The sequence below is a fragment of the Chryseobacterium sp. 22532 genome, from assembly GCF_052044665.1.
Taxonomy (GTDB): domain Bacteria; phylum Bacteroidota; class Bacteroidia; order Flavobacteriales; family Weeksellaceae; genus Chryseobacterium; species Chryseobacterium lathyri.
In genome coordinates, this window is the sequence record NZ_JBQENJ010000001.1 from 335226 (window position 1) to 354039 (window position 18814).

The following is an 18814-nucleotide window of genomic DNA, read 5'->3' on the forward strand; positions in this document are numbered from 1 at the left end:
TTTTGTTTTTATTTTGCCTTCCAGATTAAGAATAAATATTGTATGAAAAAGCTTTGGATCAGGAGAATTGTATGGTCATCTGCAATAGGATTGTGCATGATGGGCTGTATTTTTTTATGGGCAGATCATGAACTCAATAAAGTCCTGGGTAAATCTACCCGGGTTATTAATTTTTCTTCATTTATTAAGCCATCACCATTGGTACAAATTAGAAATGTCAATGTCCTTTCAGAAGATTGTACTCATTTTATTAAAAATCAGAATGTCCTTATGAAAGATGGACTCATTCTTCAGCTTGACGCCAATCAACCCGTGAATAAGGAAGCTACCCTCATTGACGGTACAGGAAAGTATCTTATTCCGGGTCTTGTAGACAGCCATGTTCATGTAAAAGAAAGTAAAAATGATTTGTTTTTGTATCTGACGAATGGGGTTACCTACATCAGGGAAATGGCCGGGAATCCGGAGATTTTAGAATGGCGGAAATCAATACGGAAAAACGGTTTGGGGCCGAGGATATTTGTTGCTTCACCACCTATATTTAGTGAGGTGGGTCTGGCGGGTTATTATTATAGCTGGACAAGACAGTCCGTCAATTATTCCAATAAAAAAGATGCGGAAAAAGCCATAAAGAAAATAAAGGAGCAGGGCTATGATGCCATCAAAATGTACGGTTTTGTGAATCCGGAAATATTTAAAACAACAATAGAGAGGGCTAAAGAAAATAAGATACCGGTTATTGGGCACATACCGTTGGTTGATTTAGAAACCTTTTCTCACTCAGGACAGAAGGAAGTCGCTCATATTGAAGAGATAACCGTTAAAACAATTGATGAATTCGGAAAATCAATTTCTAAAAATCCCGAAGAATATCTCCGTTTTTTAAAAACACGGTCACATCAGATCGCCAAAAAACTAAAAGAAAATAAGGTAAGTGTTACTTCAACCGTTTGGTTGTGCAAAAGCTTTTTAGCCCAGCGGTTTGACTTAAAATCTAAGCTTAAAGCAATAGAATTAAAATATGCTAATCCCAAAATTATTGAAGGAACGCCATTGTACAAAATGGGCTGGTTACCCGGTAAAAATGGCTATGAATATGATGGAAAAGATACACCTGAAGCAAAAAAATTATCACTGACGTTTTGGAAGACCTATGTGGAAGCGATTCACATCATGACCAAAGCATTGGTAGATCATCATATCCCTGTTATGGCCGGAACTGATGCTAATGTTGCCACGGTTGTTCCCGGGTTTGCTCTTCACGATGAATTAGAGTCTTTATCTCAATCCGGAATGACCAATTCACAGGCCATCTATTCTGCTACGGTGGAGCCTGGTGAATGGATGAAAAGCAAGACCGGGAAGATAAAAGCAGGCTACTATTCAGATTTGGTGCTCCTTTCTAAAAATCCATTGGAAGATATCAGAAATACAAAAGCTATCGAGTATGTGTTTTTTAATAAGCATGTAATTGGTAAAGCTCAAATTAAAATGATTCTGAAAGCTATCGAAGATGGCAACAATGAAAACAGGAATATAGAAATTGATGAATACCTGAAATGAAGATTTCCATTAATGTTTTAATTTTTTACATCTGATACAATAAAAAAAGCGCTGTAACATGTACTGCGCTTTCTCCTTTCACTTTTTACTTTTTTCCCATTATCCCGGGAACAGGCTATATCAAAAAAGGCTGGGAATTTTCCCAACCTTTATTTATTTTTATACCACTCCCTGAGCCAGCATTGCTTCCGCAACTTTCACGAAGCCGGCAATATTTGCCCCTTTCACGTAGTTTACGTAGCCATCTTCATCTTTTCCGTAGTCTCTGCAAGCTTTGTGGATTCCGATCATAATTTCCTTCAGTCTTGCATCAACCTCTTCAGATGTCCAGTTAAGACGGATAGAGTTCTGTGTCATCTCAAGACCTGAGGTAGCAACACCTCCGGCATTGGAAGCCTTACCAGGCGAGAACAATATTTTATTATCCAAGAAATAGTTGATGGCGTCTAAAGTAGAAGGCATGTTTGCGGCTTCAGTAACGCAAAGGCATCCGTTTTCTACCAAAACTTTAGCATCTTCAAGATCCAGTTCGTTTTGGGTTGCAGAAGGAAATGCTACATCACATTTCACTTCCCAAGGACGTTTTCCTGCGTGGAATTCAGCAGAAGGATATTTCTTAGCATAGTCTTCAGCTCTGTTGTTACCGGAAGATCTAAGTTCTAACAAATAATCGATTTTTTCTCCGCTGATACCGTCTTTATCATAGATATAACCGTCCGGGCCAGAAATTGTTACCACTTTAGCACCAAGCTCAGTTGCCTTTTTGATTACTCCCCAGGCTACGTTTCCGAAACCTGATACACTTACCGTTTTATCCTTGAAAGTCTCGTTGATTGTTTTAAGCATCTGCTCCGCGAAGTACACCACACCGTATCCCGTAGCTTCAGGACGGATAAGTGAACCTCCGTAAGCAAGACCTTTTCCTGTAAGGACTCCTGTAAATTCGTTTCTTATTTTTTTGTATTGCCCAAAAAGATATCCAATTTCTCTTGCTCCTACACCAATATCTCCTGCAGGTACATCTGTTTCAGGACCGATATGCTTGCATAGCTCAGTCATGAAAGCCTGGCAGAAACGCATTACTTCCATATCAGATTTTCCTTGCGGATCGAAATCTGAACCTCCTTTACCTCCTCCCATTGGAAGAGTCGTCAGTGAGTTTTTAAATACCTGCTCGAAAGCTAAAAATTTAAGAACTGAAAGGTTTACAGTAGGATGGAAACGGATTCCCCCTTTGTATGGTCCGATCGCAGAGTTCATCTGGATTCTGAAACCTCTGTTTACCTGGATCTCTCCTTTGTCATCAACCCATGGAACCCTGAAGATAATGATTCTTTCAGCTTCAGCCATTCTCTCCAGCAGCTTCATTCCTGTATATTCCTTCTTGGTCATAATAAACGGAATTACAGTCACAGCTACTTCCTTTACGGCTTGTAAAAACTCTGGCTCATTAGGATTTTTTGCTTCAATCTTGGCAATAAACTCCTGGATTTTCTGGTCAATATTATATTGTTCCATATATTAGGGTTGAATATTATTGTCAACAAATTTAATTTTTTTTTCAAGATTCACAATACTGTATTTCAACATTGTTAAAAATTAAATAATAATGTTTCGAAATATTATTAAATTGATAATTTGTGATCAAATTTTATTAAAAATTAAAAGTTACGTCTCAAATAATGCAATATTAAGAAATCGTTAATTCTCAAATTGCTAGGAATTGCCTCCCGGAAAATGATTTTACTTTCCCCAAAAGCTCCAATTCTAAAATTACAGGAAGAATTTTATAAGACGGGACCGAAATCATCTGCGCAAGATCGTCCAGAGATACCTGAGGGTGGGCTTTTATTGACTGATATATGCTTTCCTGACTGTCAGTAAGTTGTATATCTGTTTCACTATAGGGAAACAGTTCTGCGACTTTCTCTTTTGAATGATTAAGTCCAACTGAATCTATGAGACTCTTAACGGTGGAAATGGATGCAGCTTTATTCTGGAAAATCAGCTGATTACACCCTTGGCTGTATAGATCCGTAATCTTTCCGGGAAGGGCGAAAACTTCACGATTATAGTCGTTGGCAAAAGATGCAGTACTTATTGACCCGCCACCAAATCCAGTTTCTACTACTATTGTTGAAGGAGAAATTCCGGCTATGATTCTGTTTCTTTGAATGAAATTTTCCCGGTCCGGTTTTCGTGAAGAATTAAATTCTGTTACTAAAGTACCACCTTCCTGCAGGATTTTTTCAGACAGTTTCCTGTTTTTTGGAGGGTACAGCGTATGAAAGCCATGAGCAAGAACGGCCATGGTAGGGATTTTAAACTGAATAGACTGCTCATGAACCTCTTTATCAACACCAAGAGCTAATCCGCTGACGGATATATATTTAGATGACTTTGATGCTTCGAAGAAATCTCCGATGAACTCCTTGCCGTAAGAAGTCATATTCCGTGTTCCTACAATGCTGATCTTCTGTAAGGAATCGTCAAAATTTCCTTTTTGATAGATAATTGCAGGAGCATCATCGCATTCATTAAGCAGATCAGGAATCTCTTTAAGATGTCGCAGCCTGATTTGGATATTGTTCTTTTCGCAGAATTTAATCTCGTTTTCTGCAAATTTCAGATATTCTTCATTTCCGATATCGGCTATAGTCTTTTTTCCTACGCCATCTGTTTTGCTGAATTCTCTTTTTGCTTTCTTCCAGGCTTCTTCAGCACTTCCAAAGGTCCGGATAAGTTTTTGAAAATTAATGTCTCCTATCAGGCTGCATTCGCGTAGGGCGATTGCATACAGATGCTCTTCAGTGATCATGTGTGTTTTTTTTCAAATGTAATAAAATAACCTGAGTTGAATATTGTCAGGAAGCCTGAAGTTTGAAGAGGAAAGTTATTGATTACCTAATGAATAGCCATAGGCCAGTTTTTATTACTTTTTTAATAGGGCTCACCAGAACTTTCGATAACTTTCAGAAATACTAAGTCTAATAGTAACTTCTAACCTCTCTCTCCGAGCTTCCAGTTCCATTTTATTTTTTTCTTAATTCATCCAGATGATCCCAGATATCATCTCTTTTTTTATAAGGCAGTTCCATAAAATCCTCCGGATGATTTTCTTTGTATTCCTGCCATAGTTTATCGTCTTTTTCGCTGTAATAGTTTGGGAATTCCCAGATATATTTCTTTTTCTTGTCGCCCACATTTTTAAAGGCAAAAGCGATAATACTCCCCACAACAGCTCCTGAAAGGTGGGCCTGCCAAGATATTTTACTCGGTTCCTGAAGATTGTAGAATAATTCCTCCGGAAACATACCCCAGATTAAACTGCCGTAATACAGAACTACAAGCAGCGAGATAGTAAGAAGTTTCATATTCCATTTGAAAACTCCGCTGAAGAAGAGGAAGAAGGCAAGGACATATACTACACCGCTGGCTCCAATGGTACAGGTATACATATAATCGCCGGTGAGGATATCTATTGGTGGTAGCAGCCATACCAGCAATCCTGTAGCCAGCCAGCCGATAATAAAGACCTTGTTGGCGACTAAAGGGTAGAACTGGTATAAAAGAAACAGAAGAACAGCTACCGGGATAGAATTGCTTATGATATGATCAATATTTCCATGCAGAAGGGGGGACGTAATGATTCCCAGTAAGCCTTCCGGCAATAGAGGTATTATGGCTCCAAAGCAGCTTTGAAAAAGGCCCTGCATCTGCAGAAAGTAGCCGAACCACATGGCCGAAAGCATCAGCAAGGGGGTTATAACAGCTCTTTTGGAAATTATATTTTTAAACATGTCGATGGTACGTCAAATCAAAAGCCAATGATAAATTTCGGAAATTTTGTCGATGTATTTCAACGAGTAGTGTTTATTTTAAGACAAAAGGTTTGTATTTTAATATTCTAAACCTAATATTTTGACATTGAATGTATTAAACTGGCCTGTTTTTGGATGTTGAAGAGATTTTAATCTGTTTAAGGCTTTTTATAGGCCAATATTCACGTTTAAAAATTATATTAATATTTTTGTAATGAAAATCATGTAAAATAATGAAGAAGTTTTTATTGATTCTTTCCTTTTCTATGGGGATTTATGCAAGTGCACAAGAAGAATTGAAAAAAGATTCAGTAGTCGTAGATACGGTAAAATACTGGTCGGTACTAGGGAAAAATACTCTGATGATCAATCAGGCTGCTTTTTCAAACTGGGTTGGAGGAGGAGCCAACAATGTGGGATGGCTGGCCGGAGTAAATTACAATATAACTTATGAAAAAGATAATGACCTCTGGGAAAATATTATTGCCCTGGATTATGGACAGAATGATACTAAGGGGCTTGGCGTAAGGAAAACACAGGATGTAATGAATGTTTCCACCAATTATGGGCGGAAATTTTCGAATAGCTGGTATTTTTCTGCAGGGGCGGGATTACAGTCACAATTTTATAAAGGATATGAAGACGGGAATAATCCGGCGGCTAAAAAAATATCCAATTTTATGGCTCCTGGTTATCTGAACCTTGGTATGGGTATCACATACAGGCCTAATGACAATCTTACGGTAACCATGCGTCCTATCAACGCCAGATGGACTTTCGTTCTGGATAAAGACTTGCAGTTCGCAGGAAGTTATGGTTTGAAAAATGACGGAGATACTTCACTTTTGCAGTTCGGTTTTCTGGGAACAGCTTTATACAAAGTAAAACTGATGGAGAATATTAATATAACCAATACTGCCTCTGTATTCTCCAATTATCTGGACCATCCGGAACGGCTGGTTCTTGCTTATGGAGCTGTTGTAAACTTCAAAGTCAATAAATTCATATCATCTAATGTCACATTGGATCTGCTGTACGATCATAACCAGATCCAGAAAACACAGCTGAAGCAAACGCTTGGGATAGGATTTGCCTATACTCTGAATAATGGTGTAAAACGCTCTGACCGTAAAGACAGTCAGTGGTGGATAAAAAAATAGATTATTAAATTCATTCAATAGGAAAGCGCTTCAATATGAGGCGCTTTTTTTGCAGAAAAATATAATTTTAAGTAGAGATAAGTTCATTTTTGCTTTTCACGTCTATTTCCAAGATGTATTTTGCTGTTTTCTAATGCAATAAATACTAATTTAATATTTCAAATAGGAGTGATTAGTTTTTTAACAAAAATTATATGTATATTTTTGTAACGAAAATCCTTATCTATGAAAAAACTTTTATTGGCCGTTTCCATTTCTGCCGGAATCACCACAATGGCTCAGGAAGTCAGAACTGATGCTGCTAAAACAGATACCGTAAAAGCGTGGTCTGTCCAGGGACAAAATACATTAATGCTCAATCAGGCTGCATTCTCAAACTGGGTTGGTGGAGGAGCCAACAATGTCGGATGGCTTGCCGGAGTTAATTATAACCTTACTTATGAAAAAGGGAAGGATCTCTGGGAAAATATCATCATCCTGGGATACGGGCAGAATAACACAAAAGGCATCGGAACCAGAAAAACACAGGATGTGATTAATCTGTCAACCAATTACGGACGTGAGTTTGCCAAGAACTGGTATCTTTCAGGAGGTATAGGCCTTCAGACGCAATTTGCCGGAGGTTATGAAGACGGAAATAATCCTGATGCCAAAAAGATCTCCAATTTTATGGCTCCGGGATATCTCAATATTGGTGCCGGTGTTACCTATCGACCCAATGACAACTTTACCATGACACTTCGCCCTGCCAATGCAAGATGGACATTTGTATTGGACGAAGATCTCCAGACCGCAGGAACTTATGGACTTAAGAATGACGGAGATTCTTCTCTGTTCCAGTTCGGTTTCCTGGGTACGGCTATCTATAAGATCAAGATCATGGAAAATATTAACCTGACCAATACAGCGTCGGTATTTTCAAACTATCTTGACCACCCTGATCATCTGGTCCTGGGGTACAGCGGAATCCTTAATATGAAGATCAACAAGTTTATTTCGACGAATATTACGCTGGATCTGTTATACGACCACAACCAAATCCAAAAAACGCAGCTTAAGCAGACTTTAGGAGTAGGATTTGCGTATAATATCGATAATGGAAAGAAACGTTCCGATAAGAAAGATAATCAGTCCTGGCTGAAATAAATAAGACGGTAGGAAGACAGAAGAGGGAAGCCGGAAGTTACTAGTAGGCTTATAGTTTCTGACAATATAATAAAGGAATTATCTCTTGAAAAGAACAAGAGTTTAGATTCGACTTGAATAACCTCCATCTTCAAGCTTCAAATTCCTGTCTTACCTAATAAAAAAGCACTTCGGATGGAAGTGCTTTTTGGTATCAATTTATATTAGTCTTAAAATTCTATATCAACCTGAAGCTTTTCAGCTAAAAGTTTTGAGATTTTTTCTTTAAGCGGTTCAATGTCGATGTTCTGCATGGCATCATTGGCAAAAGCATATAAAAGCAATGCCTGAGCTTCTTTCTTGGAAATTCCTCTTGCTCTTAAATAAAATAATGCATCTTCATTAAGCTGGCCTACTGTACAGCCGTGAGAACATTTCACATCATCTGCGAAGATCTCCAATTGAGGTTTGGTATCAATGGTTGCTCCTTCACTTAGCAATACATTATTGTTCTGCTGATAGGCATTGGTTTTCTGGGCAATTTTATCTACGAAAACCTTTCCGTTGAAAACACCGTGCGCATTTCCGTCGAAAATACCTTTATAGTTCTGGTAGCTTTCACAGTTCGGGAAATTATGGTGAACTGCTGTATGGTGGTCCACCAGCTGATCTTTTCCAATAATCGTAATCCCGTTCATAAACGAATTGATATTGCTTCCGTTATGAATGAAATCCAGGTTGTTTCTTACCAGTTTTCCTCCGAAAGAGAAAGTATTGACAGTAGTTAAACTGTCTTTTTCCTGTCTTGCAAAAGTGCTGTCGATCAGATAAGATGTATTGTTGTCATTCTGAAGCTTATGCCAGTCTGCTTTTGCATTGGGATACGTAAAGATTTCCGTCACAGAATTCGTCAGTACATACGTACTGTCAAAATTATGGTGACTTTCTATAACCTCAACTTTTGCTCCTTCTTCTACAATCAGTAAGTTTCTTGTATTGTAGAATGTGTTTTCTTCCTGATTTTGAGAGATGTAGAAAATATGGATCGGTTTTTCGATCACTACATTTTTCGGAACTTTTAGGAAGAAACCATATTTGCAATAGGCAAGATTTAAGTTCGTAAAAGCAGTGTCTTTAGAAGCAATGGTATTGAAATACCTATCAAATACTTCCTTATGTTTTTCATCATTCAACGCATAGTTGAATGAAAGAAATTCTACATTCTCAATAGAAACTTTTGAAAGCTCTTTATGAAGTTTACCATTTACAAAAACGATCCAGTCAAAATTCTCTTCACCTAAATGCAGCTGATCCAGCTGTTCTTTGGTAATATTATGACTTTCCTTAGGGAAAAAATTATAGTTTTTCTCTGTGATCTCTTTGATGCTGGTATATTTATATTCTTCGTCTTTTTTTGTCGGAAAACCTAAGTTTTCGAAATTCTGAAGAGCAGTTTTTCTATCTTCATCCAGAAATCTGTGACGAAGGCTCTCCAAAAATTCACCGTGATTGTCAATAATCTGATCGTATAAAGCCATTACTGATATTTCGGCCATCACACCTTATTTTATATATTTGAAATAATACTATTTACTGCGGTTTTTCCGCATCTTCAGAAAGGATTGATAAAATCCCTGCTGAAAAGAGTTGCTTCTTAGTTAAGAAGCCAATCGTACCCTTTTTCTTCAAGTTCTAAAGCAAGAGATTTATCACCGGTTTTGATGATTTTTCCATTGGCAAGAACGTGAACAAAGTCAGGCTGGATATAGTTAAGCAATCTCTGATAGTGAGTGATCAGAAGAACTGCATTTCCTTCGTTTTTAAAAGTGTTTACACCGTCTGCAACAATTCTTAATGCATCAATGTCTAATCCTGAATCTGTTTCATCAAGGATAGCCAGTTTAGGATTAAGCATCATCATCTGGAAGATCTCATTTCTTTTCTTTTCACCCCCGGAGAAACCTTCGTTCAGTGATCTTGAAAGGAAATCTTTTTTTATACCTAATTGCTCGGATTTTTCACGGATAAGGGCAAGCATTTCTTTTGCCGGCATTTCCTCCAGTCCGTTTGCTTTTCTTGTTTCGTTTAAAGCAGCTTTAATGAAGTTCGTTACAGAAACTCCCGGAATTTCCACTGGATACTGGAAAGAAAGGAAGATCCCCTTATGCGCTCTGTCTTCAGGAGCATCTTCGCCGATGTTTTCTCCCTGAAAAAGAATTTCACCTTCCGTTACCTCATACTCCTCTTTTCCTGCAATCACAGAAGAAAGAGTAGATTTTCCAGCTCCGTTAGGTCCCATGATGGCATGAACTTCTCCCGGTTTTATTTCAAGATTAATACCTTTTAAAATTTCTGCGCCATCTTCAATTTTGGCGTGCAAGTTTTTTATTTCTAACATTTTTATTTGCTAAACAAATTATTTTTGAATTCTATATACTAAACTTTCAGGCTGACCGGGAACATCATTAAGCTTTCCTATACGTATCATACCTGCCTTTTCCAAAACTTTAACAGAAGCTATATTGTCAGGACGAACAATTCCAAATATCTCTTCTTTACTGATACTGGTAAATCCAAATTCTATAGCTTTCTTTGTGAACTCTGTTGCATATCCTTTTCCCCATGCTTCAACAGCAAAGCGATATCCGAGATTTAGTTCTTCTTCCTCTCCATACATTTTATAGCTCAAGCCTCCAAAGCCAATAATACTCTTGTTTTCTTTTGCTATAATGGTCCAGCCTCCAAAATTATATTGATCCCAATGTTCCTGCATCCTTTTGAATGTACCTTCTGCTTTTTCAATGTTCATTGGTCCACTTGGGTTATACAGATTGGTCTGTGGATCTCTGTTAATTTCAAAAAACCTTTCAAAATCATCATTTTCAGGTTTTCTTAAAATTAGGTTTTCTGTAGTTTCCATCCTCAAATTATCCAACAGAACCCTCAAGAGAAATCTCCAATAATTTCTGAGCCTCAATTGCAAATTCCATTGGAAGCTTATTCAATACTTCTTTACTGAAACCATTTACAATCAATGCAATAGCTCTTTCTGTATCAATACCCCTCTGGTTGCAGTAGAAGATCTGATCTTCTCCAATTTTTGAAGTAGTAGCTTCATGTTCCAGCTGGGCAGTAGGATCTTTGATTTCAATATAAGGGAAGGTATGCGCACCGCATTCATTACCCATCAACAGGGAATCACACTGGGAGAAGTTTCTTGCTCCTTTTGCTGAAGGCATTACTTTTACCAGTCCTCTGTATGAATTCTGAGATTTTCCTGCAGAAATACCTTTTGAAATGATCGTAGATCTGGTATTTTTCCCAATGTGGATCATTTTTGTTCCCGTATCTGCATATTGGTGATTGTTGGTTACTGCAATAGAGTAGAACTCACCAATAGAATTGTCTCCTTTCAGGATACAAGACGGATATTTCCATGTTACGGCAGATCCTGTTTCAACCTGCGTCCAGGAGATTTTTGCATTTTTCTCGCAAAGTCCTCTTTTTGTTACAAAATTGAACACCCCACCTTTTCCTTCTTCATTACCCGGATACCAGTTTTGAACAGTAGAATATTTAATTTCGGCATTATCCATTGCAATCAATTCAACAACAGCTGCGTGAAGCTGGTTTTCGTCTCTTGATGGGGCAGTACAGCCTTCAAGGTAAGATACATAACTTCCTTCGTCAGCAATCACAAGCGTTCTTTCGAACTGGCCTGTTCCTGCCTGGTTGATACGGAAATAAGTTGAAAGCTCCATCGGGCATCTTACACCTTTTGGAATATAGCAGAAACTTCCGTCAGAAAATACTGCGGAATTCAGTGCTGAATAAAAATTATCTCCTCTTGGAACTACTTTTCCAAGGTATTTTCTTACTAGATCAGGATGGTTTTTAATAGCTTCTGAAATAGAACAGAAAATAATTCCTTTTTCCATTAAGGTATCCTGGAAAGTGGTTTTCACAGAAACGGAATCCATTACGATGTCTACTGCAACTCCTGAAAGTCTTTTTTGTTCTTCGATATTGATTCCTAATTTTGCAAAAGTGGCCAACAATTCGGGATCTACCTCATCTAAGCTCTCCAATTCTGGTTTCGCTTTCGGTGCGGCATAATATTTAATAGCCTGAAAATCAGGTTTTTCATATTTAATATTTGCCCAGGTAGGCTCTGCCATTTTCAGCCAGATTCTGAAAGACTCCAGACGCCATTCTGTCATCCATTCCGGCTCCTCTTTTTTCGCGGAGATCGCACGGACAATATCTTCGTTTAAACCGATTGGAAACTCTTCATAATCGATCTTCGTTTCCCACCCGAATTCATATTTTTTATTTTCTAGATCGACTCTTAAATCGTCTTCAGTATATTTACTCATAATTTATTAAGAGATTCAGAAATTAAGGAATTTAAAAATTACTTAGCATCTAAAGTGCTCTTTTCAAGATATTTTATAAAATGATAAATCTCTTTTGTTATTTCCAGACACTCAGTATTAAGTGGATTGAAAATTTCATCATTGATTTTCTCTAAACTGTATAAAACAAACAGCATATTTCTGACTTCAGCGCAACTTCCTTTTGAAATCCAAAGAAATCTAATAAATTGTTTGTTACTTCCATATTCTGAGCCCTCCGCAATATTATTAGTTATTGATAAAGTCGCTCTTTTTAGCTGATCTTTGAGTGAAAATTCTTTTTGTAAATTTTCATTATCAAGGATTTTAAAAATTTTAACTGTAAATGCAATTGCCTTTTTATAAATCGGGAAATTTTCAAATGAGACAGTCATAATTTCTTAATCTCTAAATCTTTTAATCAGTCTTAAAGACTGAAAGATTCTCCACAACCACACGTTCTGGATGCATTAGGATTGTTAAAAACAAACCCCTTTCCGTTTAATCCTCCTGAGTATTCAAGAGTTGTTCCTGCTAAATAGAGGATAGATTTTTTATCTACAACAATTTTGATTTCATTATCTTCAAAAACCTGATCTGCATCTGTTTTTTTATTGTCGAAACCCAAAACATATTCTAAACCAGAGCATCCTCCACTTTTTACCCCTACTCTTATATAATCCTCAGCAGCGTTGAAACCATCCTCTGTCATCAGCTGAATGGCTTTTGCTTTTGCTTGATCTGATACTTTTATCATTGTATTTATTTAGAATGATTTAATTATGCAAAAATACGTACAATAATTAGGAAATAAAAATCCGGAATTTTATTTTATCGATTTTTATTATTGATGGCTTAACTTTGTTAACCTTTTGAAATCCAAACAATAAATTTATTCTATAATGAAAAAAATTGGCATCATTGCTTTAGCGCTGGTTATGCAGCATATTTCTGCACAGAACAACCGGTTTGTATATCAGGTTACCATGAAACCGGATGCAGAAAATAAAAGCGATATTAAAACTGAAAATGCATATTTAGATATTTCCGCAGAAAAGTCTCTTTTTTATTCAGAAAACAGATATAAGAGAGATTCTATCCTGCAGAAAGCTTTCCAGGGCGGAGGAGGCAGAGGTTCCGTGAGCAGGGAGCAGATGGAAGGGGTAAGAACCAATATCAATTATTCTGTAGAAAAAGATAAGGCCAGCCAAAAGACCTACTTTAAGGACAGAATAGGCAGGGACGTCTACGTTTATGAGGAAGACCGTCCTTTGAACTGGAAAATTTCTTCTGAAACCACTAAGATCGGAGATTATAAAGTTCAGAAAGCAACAACAGATTTTGCCGGAAGAACATGGACGGCCTGGTTTACTACAGATCTGCCTTATCAGGATGGGCCATATAAGTTTGGAGGGCTTCCTGGGCTGATTGTGAAAGCAGAGGATGATAAAGGTGATTATTCTTTTGATTTAATGAAGAATTATAAAATTGCTGAAATCGTAACTTTGAACCAGTTTGGAAATACTTTGAAAGTAAAAAGATCGGATTACCTGAAACAGCAGGAAAAATTTAAAACAGATCCGATGTCATTCATGCAGAGTGGCGGTGGAGGAGGCTTTCCTGCGCCACCGAGAGCTGGCGGAGGAAGAGGTGGAAATCAGAATCCAGCTGATATGAGGAAGAGAATGGAAGAGAGAGTGAAAGAGGAAGCGAAGAAAAATAGCAACCCGATTGAACTGCAATAAAAAAATAACCCCTGGAGAATTTCTTCAGGGGTTTTTAATTATATAAAGAAGGATTTATTTTAAAAGTTGATTAAAAGTATCTCCCTGTTTGATGTCTCCGGTATTATACCCTTTCATAAACCATTCTTTACGCTGTGCAGATGATCCATGGGTAAAGCTCTCCTGATTAACGTAACCCTGAGATCTTTTCTGGATATTGTCATCGCCTACGGCTTCAGCTGCTTCTATGGCAGACTGAATATCACCTGGTTCCAGGATATGTTCCCTGCTGTCTGTCTGCTTAGCCCAAACACCCGCATAGAAATCTGCCTGTAGCTCTGTAGCTACTGAAACCCTGTTTAAATCTGCTTCAGAATATCTTCCGCTTCTTCTTAAGGCATCTACTTTCTGAGTAGTTCCTAAAAGGGTTTGTACATGGTGACCCATTTCGTGAGCCATTACATAAGCAATGGAAAATTCCGTAACCTGTGCGCCAAACTGCTGTTGAAGCTCTTTAAAAAAGCTCATATCCATATAAACCTTTTGATCCGCAGGACAGTAAAAAGGTCCCATGGCAGCTTGGGCTGTTCCGCAACCGGATTGCGTTGTACTTTCAAATAAGACAACTACGGCAGGTTGATATTGCATTCCGTTTTCAGCAAAAATTTTAGTCCAGGTCTGCTCATTTTCGGCAGTGACCATCTTAACAAATTCACGGATTTGAAGCTCATTGGCACTTAATTCTCTCTGTTCGGTGGGAGTAGAACTGCCTCCTCCGGAAGAAAGTAAAGATGAAGGGTCTCCGCCCAAAAAGAATATAATTGCGGCAATGATCAGGGTTCCCAATCCACCACCTACAAGAGCGCCTCCGCCACCTCCGCCGGATCCTCGTCGGTCGTCTACGTTGTCGCTTCTATCGTCTGTCCATTTCATAACAAATTTTTTTGCCCTGTAAATTTAAAATAATATCATTACTAAATTACTACTTTTGTGAAAAATTACAGCCGACGTGAAAAAAATTAAACTTTGCCTGTTATCAGTTGGGATCATGGCACTTACAGCATGTAAAAAAGAAAAAGAAGATGAAGTAAACAGTGTAGATAAGACTGGCTCTATTGAAACAGTACTTTCTGTTGAGCACCTGGATACTGCGGATGTTCTTATTACGAAACATAAGATCTGGAAAGATAAAAAGCTTTTTAAAGAGATCGTTAAAAAAGATACCATTCCTACTTTGGGCGACACTCTTGTAGGAGGAGAAGACAGTGACGGCAATGACCATATTGCCAAAACGAAAAAAGACTATGAATTTTTTATAACGGTTCAATAATGAAAAAGTCAAGTTCTATTAAATTACTTTTTGTAACGGGTGTATTGGCAGCCTGTTCCCAGGAGCAGCCTAAAGAGAAAGCCGAAAAGAAAGTCTATATGAGGTCCGACACTACAGCTTCTTACACGAGGAGTCATGGTTTTTTGACGGGAGTCCTTCTTTATCATGCGTTCAGACCGTATGGTGCTTATAGCTATGGATCTTATCAGAAGGCCGGTTATTACAGTGATGCGATAAGCAGCAAATCCAATATCGGAAGAAATAATTTCAAAGGAAATGTAGTAAGAGGGCAATTGGGAAGAAGCGGTTTCAGTGCATCATCATAAAATATGGAAAGAATTCAATCACAATTCAGAAAAAACTGGCAGCATAAACTAGAGAATCTTGGTTTCGGGTATCACTCCCTGGATGGCCTTTATTGGGATGAAAGTCATTATTACCAGTTTAGCACAGAAGAAATTAATACAATAGAAAAGGCTACTGCAGAACTCTGGCAGATGTGCCTGGAGGCGGTGGATCATATCATTGAAAAAAATCTTTGGGAAAAGTTTAATATTCCTAACTGGTTCCGGAATTATATCGTTACAAGCTGGGAAGAAGATCATCCTTCTATCTATGGAAGATTTGATTTTGGTTTTGACGGAAAAAATTTAAAGCTGCTGGAATTTAATGCTGACACGCCGACTTCACTATATGAAGGTTCGGTGATACAATGGTACTGGCTTCAGGAGCTGTTTCCTTATAAAGATCAGTTTAATTCCATTCATGAGAAACTGGTAGATTACTGGAAGCATCTTAGAAATTACATGAACCCGCATCATATTTATTTTGCTTCTCTTACCAATATTGAAGATGTTACCAATGTGGAATACATGCGTGACTGCGCTTCTCAGGCAGGCTTCGATACGGAATTTATTCCTGTTCAGGATATTGGCTGGGCTGAGGATATTTCTGAATTCATTGCAGCTGACCGGTCGATCATGGAATATATTTTCAAGCTTTATCCTTACGAATGGATTCTTGCAGACGGTTTTGGAGAAAAACTTGTAAAAAACGGTTTCCGATCGCAATGGATTGAGCCTGCATGGAAAATTTTACTTTCATCCAAAGCTCTTCTTCCAATCCTTTGGGAGATGTATCCCAATCATCCTTACCTGTTGGAATCTTATTTTGAACCGAAACATCTGAAAGATTTTGCTAAAAAGCCTGTTTATTCCAGAGAGGGAGCCAATGTAATTTTGTATAAAAATAATATTCCTGTTGAGGAAAATGATGGTGTATATGGTAAAGAAGGTTTTATTTACCAGCAATTATTTGATCTTCCCAATTTTGATGGCAATTATCCGGTGATTGGCAGCTGGGTAATAGGGCAGGAGCCTGCCGGTATCGGGATCAGGGAAAGTGTTCACCTGATCACCAATAACCAGAGCCGTTTTGTTCCTCACCTTATCGGTTAAGTTTCTTTTCTTTAAGCCAGAATGATGTGGACTGATAGGCGGAAATAGCATCATTAACGAGTTTCTGCTCAGGCTTCTTGATCAGCTTTTCATCATAATAGAGTTTGAATTCAGGGGCAAGGCTGCTGGATTCAAGCTGTAAAGAATATTGTTTTACTTTTTTAACCGGTGAAATGATCGTTAAATGTCCATCTTTTACCAAACCAAGGTCCTGATAAGTGGCTATATAAGCTTTTGGCTGGAATTCTTTTTTGAAGACATCCTGACCAAGGAATTTGGATTTATAGTTAAAATTCAGCAGTCCGAAAAGGGTAGGCATAATATCTATCTGAGACATCAGCTTATCAAACTTCTGAGGCTGGATAAAGTCTTCTGAAAAAATCATCGCCGGAATTCTGTATTTGTCCATAGGAAGTTCTGTTTTCCCTGCACTGGATGCACAATGATCGGCAATGATCACGAAGACCGTGTTTTTGTACCAGTCCTGTTTTTTAGCCATTTCAAAGAACATTCTAAGTGAATAATCAGTGTATTTTACCCCTCCGTCACGGGATTTTGCTGTTCCTGGAATATCAATCCTTCCGTCAGGATACGTAAAAGGCCTGTGGTTGGAAACCGTCATCCAATGATTGAAAAAAGGTTTGCCGGATTTGGCCTCAGCATTCATGGTCTGAATTGCTTTTTTAGCCATATCTTCATCGGCAACGCCCCAGACATTGGCAAAGGTGATTTCTTCGGGTTTAAAATTGTTTCTGTCAACAATATCATAACCGTTTCCGGCAAAGAAGTCCTGCATATTATCGAAATAGCTGTAACCTCCGTACAGGAATTTCACATCATATCCTTTGGATTTGAATACACTTCCTGTTGTAAATTTATTTTTATTGTCATCTCTTTTTATAACACTTTCCCCTGCAGTAGGTGGAATACAAAGGGTTAACGCTTCGAGTCCTCTCACAGTTCTGTTTCCGGTGGCATAAAGATTGGTAAACATGATCGAGCGGTCTGCCAGGCTGTCCAGGAAAGGAGTAATCTTTAAAGTACCCCCATAATGTTCCATAAAATCGGCGGATAAGCTTTCTATAGAGATGAGAACTACATTTTTCTTAAGTTCCGGCTGCTCTGAAATTATATTTCTTGACAACACAGGTTCCGAATACTGGCTTAAAAAGTTCTTTTCTGCTTCTTTCTGTGCGATTTGCGGATAAAACTGAAAATAATCCAGCTCGTTGTGGGTGAAGGCCCAGTAGAATTTGGGAAGACCATTGCTTTCGATCTCATCAGCAAAAACATTGTCTGAACGGATCTGCATTAAAGAAGATACTCCTAAAATACTGAGGCTGACCATAACAATAAAAGTTCCCAGCAATACCATTTTTTGCTTAAAATCGGGCAGTTCCAGCAGCTCATCTTTTGTTTTTTTATAGATGAACCATGTAATGGCTAAAGTAACAATAAGAATTGCAGAAAACAGGGGAACAACCGGATAGCTTTCCATGATGTTTCCAATGACCTCATTGGTGTATATCAAATAATCTACCGCAATGAAGTTATAGCGTACCCCGAACTCATTATAGAAAAAGTATTCACTTACAGCGTTAAAGACAATGAGAAGAACATACAGCAACAGTGTGATGAAATACAGAACATTCCGGATCCTGATCCTTTTTGAAGGGAGAAAAAGCATCAAACCAAATAAAATGGTTTTGAGTCCTACAAAAGCTAAGGCGACTTCTGATATAGAGCCTCCATACTGGTTGAAAATATTATTCGGAATGAGCAGAATGTATAGAAAAAACAGTACTAAAGCTCCAAAAATAATATATCCATACGGCTTATTATATTTTGAATTGGATAGAAATAAAAAGTAAACAGCCAATAATGTACTGGCTAAAATAAAAACAAAAATATCATTCACCAGGCCGATGGACAGGACTTTTATGATCTCAAAAAATCCGAAAGTGGCCGTAGTGATTGGATGAAATAAAAACACGATCCGTACAATAAGCGAAATGATAAGATAGAAGATCCCTAAATATAAGAATGGTTTTATTTTACTTGAAAACATGTACGTTAGATTAATTTCCGCAAAGATAGTTTTTGTATATAACTTTTAATGAAAAAAAATGGAAACATGCTATTTCTTATCATTTTTTTGAATTATTAATGAAGATTTAACGTATTATGTAGTGAATGATTGGTAATATAAAAAGTAATGGTAGGCTGAATATCAATAAAAA

Annotated in this window: 18 protein-coding genes; 7 read left to right on the top strand and 11 right to left on the bottom strand. The window is 37.7% G+C overall.

The annotated features are described in order from the left end of the window. Positions 1 to 42 precede the first annotated feature (42 nt). On the top strand, positions 43 to 1563 hold the full coding sequence (locus tag ACTJIV_RS01695; protein ID WP_440625225.1) for an amidohydrolase family protein: 1521 nt from the start codon (positions 43 to 45) through the stop codon (positions 1561 to 1563). Positions 1564 to 1722: 159 nt separating this feature from the next. On the opposite strand, the gene gdhA is transcribed toward ACTJIV_RS01695, so the two are convergent. The 3 genes from gdhA to ACTJIV_RS01710 form a co-directional block, all read right to left on the bottom strand. Beyond that, on the bottom strand, positions 1723 to 3081 hold the full coding sequence (gene gdhA / locus ACTJIV_RS01700; RefSeq protein ID WP_223558007.1) for an NADP-specific glutamate dehydrogenase: 1359 nt from the start codon (positions 3079 to 3081) through the stop codon (positions 1723 to 1725). Positions 3082 to 3271: 190 nt separating this feature from the next. Continuing rightward, entirely contained in the window at positions 3272 to 4381 is a 1110-nt protein-coding gene (dprA, locus tag ACTJIV_RS01705) for a DNA-processing protein DprA (protein ID WP_440625227.1), read from the bottom strand. Between the two features lie 214 nt (positions 4382 to 4595). Beyond that, positions 4596 to 5363 (bottom strand): rhomboid family intramembrane serine protease, encoded by a 768-nt coding sequence (locus ACTJIV_RS01710; protein ID WP_440625229.1) that lies wholly within the window; start codon positions 5361 to 5363, stop codon positions 4596 to 4598. A 254-nt stretch (positions 5364 to 5617) separates the two neighbouring features. Here ACTJIV_RS01710 and ACTJIV_RS01715 point away from each other — a divergent pair, with 254 nt between their 5' ends. Together ACTJIV_RS01715 and ACTJIV_RS01720 are read left to right on the top strand one after the other, a co-directional pair. After that, positions 5618 to 6544 (top strand): DUF3078 domain-containing protein, encoded by a 927-nt coding sequence (locus ACTJIV_RS01715; protein WP_111954241.1) that lies wholly within the window; start codon positions 5618 to 5620, stop codon positions 6542 to 6544. Positions 6545 to 6769: 225 nt separating this feature from the next. After that, positions 6770 to 7690, top strand: coding sequence for a DUF3078 domain-containing protein (locus ACTJIV_RS01720; protein WP_111954243.1), 921 nt, complete (start codon positions 6770 to 6772; stop codon positions 7688 to 7690). Positions 7691 to 7899: 209 nt separating this feature from the next. On the opposite strand, the gene sufD is transcribed toward ACTJIV_RS01720, so the two are convergent. From sufD to ACTJIV_RS01750, 6 genes are all read right to left on the bottom strand, one after another. Then, a complete protein-coding gene (gene sufD, locus ACTJIV_RS01725) occupies positions 7900 to 9207 on the bottom strand; it encodes a Fe-S cluster assembly protein SufD (RefSeq protein ID WP_174772313.1) in 1308 nt (435 codons plus the stop codon). 116 nt (positions 9208 to 9323) lie between these two features. Beyond that, positions 9324 to 10067: a Fe-S cluster assembly ATPase SufC gene (gene sufC, locus ACTJIV_RS01730; RefSeq protein WP_111954245.1), complete on the bottom strand. Its 744-nt coding sequence runs from the start codon at positions 10065 to 10067 to the stop codon at positions 9324 to 9326. An 18-nt stretch (positions 10068 to 10085) separates the two neighbouring features. Further along, the gene (locus ACTJIV_RS01735; RefSeq protein ID WP_440625232.1) at positions 10086 to 10589 is read right to left on the bottom strand and encodes a GNAT family N-acetyltransferase; all 504 of its coding nucleotides are present in this window, start codon (positions 10587 to 10589) and stop codon (positions 10086 to 10088) included. A 7-nt stretch (positions 10590 to 10596) separates the two neighbouring features. Beyond that, complete coding sequence (gene sufB, locus ACTJIV_RS01740; RefSeq protein WP_111954249.1) at positions 10597 to 12045, bottom strand: Fe-S cluster assembly protein SufB; 1449 nt, start codon at positions 12043 to 12045, stop codon at positions 10597 to 10599. A 38-nt stretch (positions 12046 to 12083) separates the two neighbouring features. Then, entirely contained in the window at positions 12084 to 12458 is a 375-nt protein-coding gene (locus tag ACTJIV_RS01745) for a four helix bundle protein (protein ID WP_440625234.1), read from the bottom strand. Between the two features lie 32 nt (positions 12459 to 12490). Further along, on the bottom strand, positions 12491 to 12820 hold the full coding sequence (locus ACTJIV_RS01750; RefSeq protein WP_111954251.1) for a HesB/IscA family protein: 330 nt from the start codon (positions 12818 to 12820) through the stop codon (positions 12491 to 12493). Positions 12821 to 12965: 145 nt separating this feature from the next. Here ACTJIV_RS01750 and ACTJIV_RS01755 point away from each other — a divergent pair, with 145 nt between their 5' ends. Then, entirely contained in the window at positions 12966 to 13808 is an 843-nt protein-coding gene (locus ACTJIV_RS01755; protein ID WP_440625236.1) for a GLPGLI family protein, read from the top strand. Between the two features lie 54 nt (positions 13809 to 13862). On the opposite strand, the gene ypfJ is transcribed toward ACTJIV_RS01755, so the two are convergent. Beyond that, positions 13863 to 14720, bottom strand: coding sequence for a KPN_02809 family neutral zinc metallopeptidase (gene ypfJ / locus ACTJIV_RS01760; protein WP_223558011.1), 858 nt, complete (start codon positions 14718 to 14720; stop codon positions 13863 to 13865). A gap of 76 nt (positions 14721 to 14796) precedes the next feature. Between ypfJ and ACTJIV_RS01765 the strand changes: the two genes are divergently transcribed. The 3 genes from ACTJIV_RS01765 to ACTJIV_RS01775 are packed head-to-tail and all read left to right on the top strand — an operon-like array spanning position 14797 to position 16574. Next, positions 14797 to 15117 carry a hypothetical protein gene (locus tag ACTJIV_RS01765; protein WP_440625239.1) on the top strand — a complete coding sequence of 107 codons (321 nt, stop codon included), beginning with the start codon at positions 14797 to 14799 and terminating at the stop codon, positions 15115 to 15117. Continuing rightward, on the top strand, positions 15117 to 15443 hold the full coding sequence (locus ACTJIV_RS01770) for a hypothetical protein (protein WP_440625241.1): 327 nt from the start codon (positions 15117 to 15119) through the stop codon (positions 15441 to 15443). Before ACTJIV_RS01765 ends, ACTJIV_RS01770 begins: the two co-directional genes overlap by 1 nt. A gap of 3 nt (positions 15444 to 15446) precedes the next feature. Then, positions 15447 to 16574: a glutathionylspermidine synthase family protein gene (locus ACTJIV_RS01775; RefSeq protein WP_440625243.1), complete on the top strand. Its 1128-nt coding sequence runs from the start codon at positions 15447 to 15449 to the stop codon at positions 16572 to 16574. Here the strand turns inward: ACTJIV_RS01775 and ACTJIV_RS01780 are convergent. Continuing rightward, positions 16564 to 18642: an LTA synthase family protein gene (locus ACTJIV_RS01780; protein WP_440625245.1), complete on the bottom strand. Its 2079-nt coding sequence runs from the start codon at positions 18640 to 18642 to the stop codon at positions 16564 to 16566. The genes ACTJIV_RS01775 and ACTJIV_RS01780 overlap by 11 nt on opposite strands. Between the last annotated feature and the right edge of the window lie 172 nt (positions 18643 to 18814).

What these genes read in the sequence shown, in the direction of transcription:
- ACTJIV_RS01695 (WP_440625225.1), top strand. Translation starts at nt 43, where the DNA reads ATGAAAAAGCTTTGGATCAGGAGAATTGTATGGTCATCTGCAATAGGA.
- gdhA (WP_223558007.1), bottom strand. Translation starts at nt 3,081, where the DNA reads ATGGAACAATATAATATTGACCAGAAAATCCAGGAGTTTATTGCCAAG.
- dprA (WP_440625227.1), bottom strand. Translation starts at nt 4,381, where the DNA reads ATGATCACTGAAGAGCATCTGTATGCAATCGCCCTACGCGAATGCAGC.
- ACTJIV_RS01710 (WP_440625229.1), bottom strand. Translation starts at nt 5,363, where the DNA reads ATGTTTAAAAATATAATTTCCAAAAGAGCTGTTATAACCCCCTTGCTG.
- ACTJIV_RS01715 (WP_111954241.1), top strand. Translation starts at nt 5,618, where the DNA reads ATGAAGAAGTTTTTATTGATTCTTTCCTTTTCTATGGGGATTTATGCA.
- ACTJIV_RS01720 (WP_111954243.1), top strand. Translation starts at nt 6,770, where the DNA reads ATGAAAAAACTTTTATTGGCCGTTTCCATTTCTGCCGGAATCACCACA.
- sufD (WP_174772313.1), bottom strand. Translation starts at nt 9,207, where the DNA reads ATGGCTTTATACGATCAGATTATTGACAATCACGGTGAATTTTTGGAG.
- sufC (WP_111954245.1), bottom strand. Translation starts at nt 10,067, where the DNA reads ATGTTAGAAATAAAAAACTTGCACGCCAAAATTGAAGATGGCGCAGAA.
- ACTJIV_RS01735 (WP_440625232.1), bottom strand. Translation starts at nt 10,589, where the DNA reads ATGGAAACTACAGAAAACCTAATTTTAAGAAAACCTGAAAATGATGAT.
- sufB (WP_111954249.1), bottom strand. Translation starts at nt 12,045, where the DNA reads ATGAGTAAATATACTGAAGACGATTTAAGAGTCGATCTAGAAAATAAA.
- ACTJIV_RS01745 (WP_440625234.1), bottom strand. Translation starts at nt 12,458, where the DNA reads ATGACTGTCTCATTTGAAAATTTCCCGATTTATAAAAAGGCAATTGCA.
- ACTJIV_RS01750 (WP_111954251.1), bottom strand. Translation starts at nt 12,820, where the DNA reads ATGATAAAAGTATCAGATCAAGCAAAAGCAAAAGCCATTCAGCTGATG.
- ACTJIV_RS01755 (WP_440625236.1), top strand. Translation starts at nt 12,966, where the DNA reads ATGAAAAAAATTGGCATCATTGCTTTAGCGCTGGTTATGCAGCATATT.
- ypfJ (WP_223558011.1), bottom strand. Translation starts at nt 14,720, where the DNA reads ATGAAATGGACAGACGATAGAAGCGACAACGTAGACGACCGACGAGGA.
- ACTJIV_RS01770 (WP_440625241.1), top strand. Translation starts at nt 15,117, where the DNA reads ATGAAAAAGTCAAGTTCTATTAAATTACTTTTTGTAACGGGTGTATTG.
- ACTJIV_RS01775 (WP_440625243.1), top strand. Translation starts at nt 15,447, where the DNA reads ATGGAAAGAATTCAATCACAATTCAGAAAAAACTGGCAGCATAAACTA.
- ACTJIV_RS01780 (WP_440625245.1), bottom strand. Translation starts at nt 18,642, where the DNA reads ATGTTTTCAAGTAAAATAAAACCATTCTTATATTTAGGGATCTTCTAT.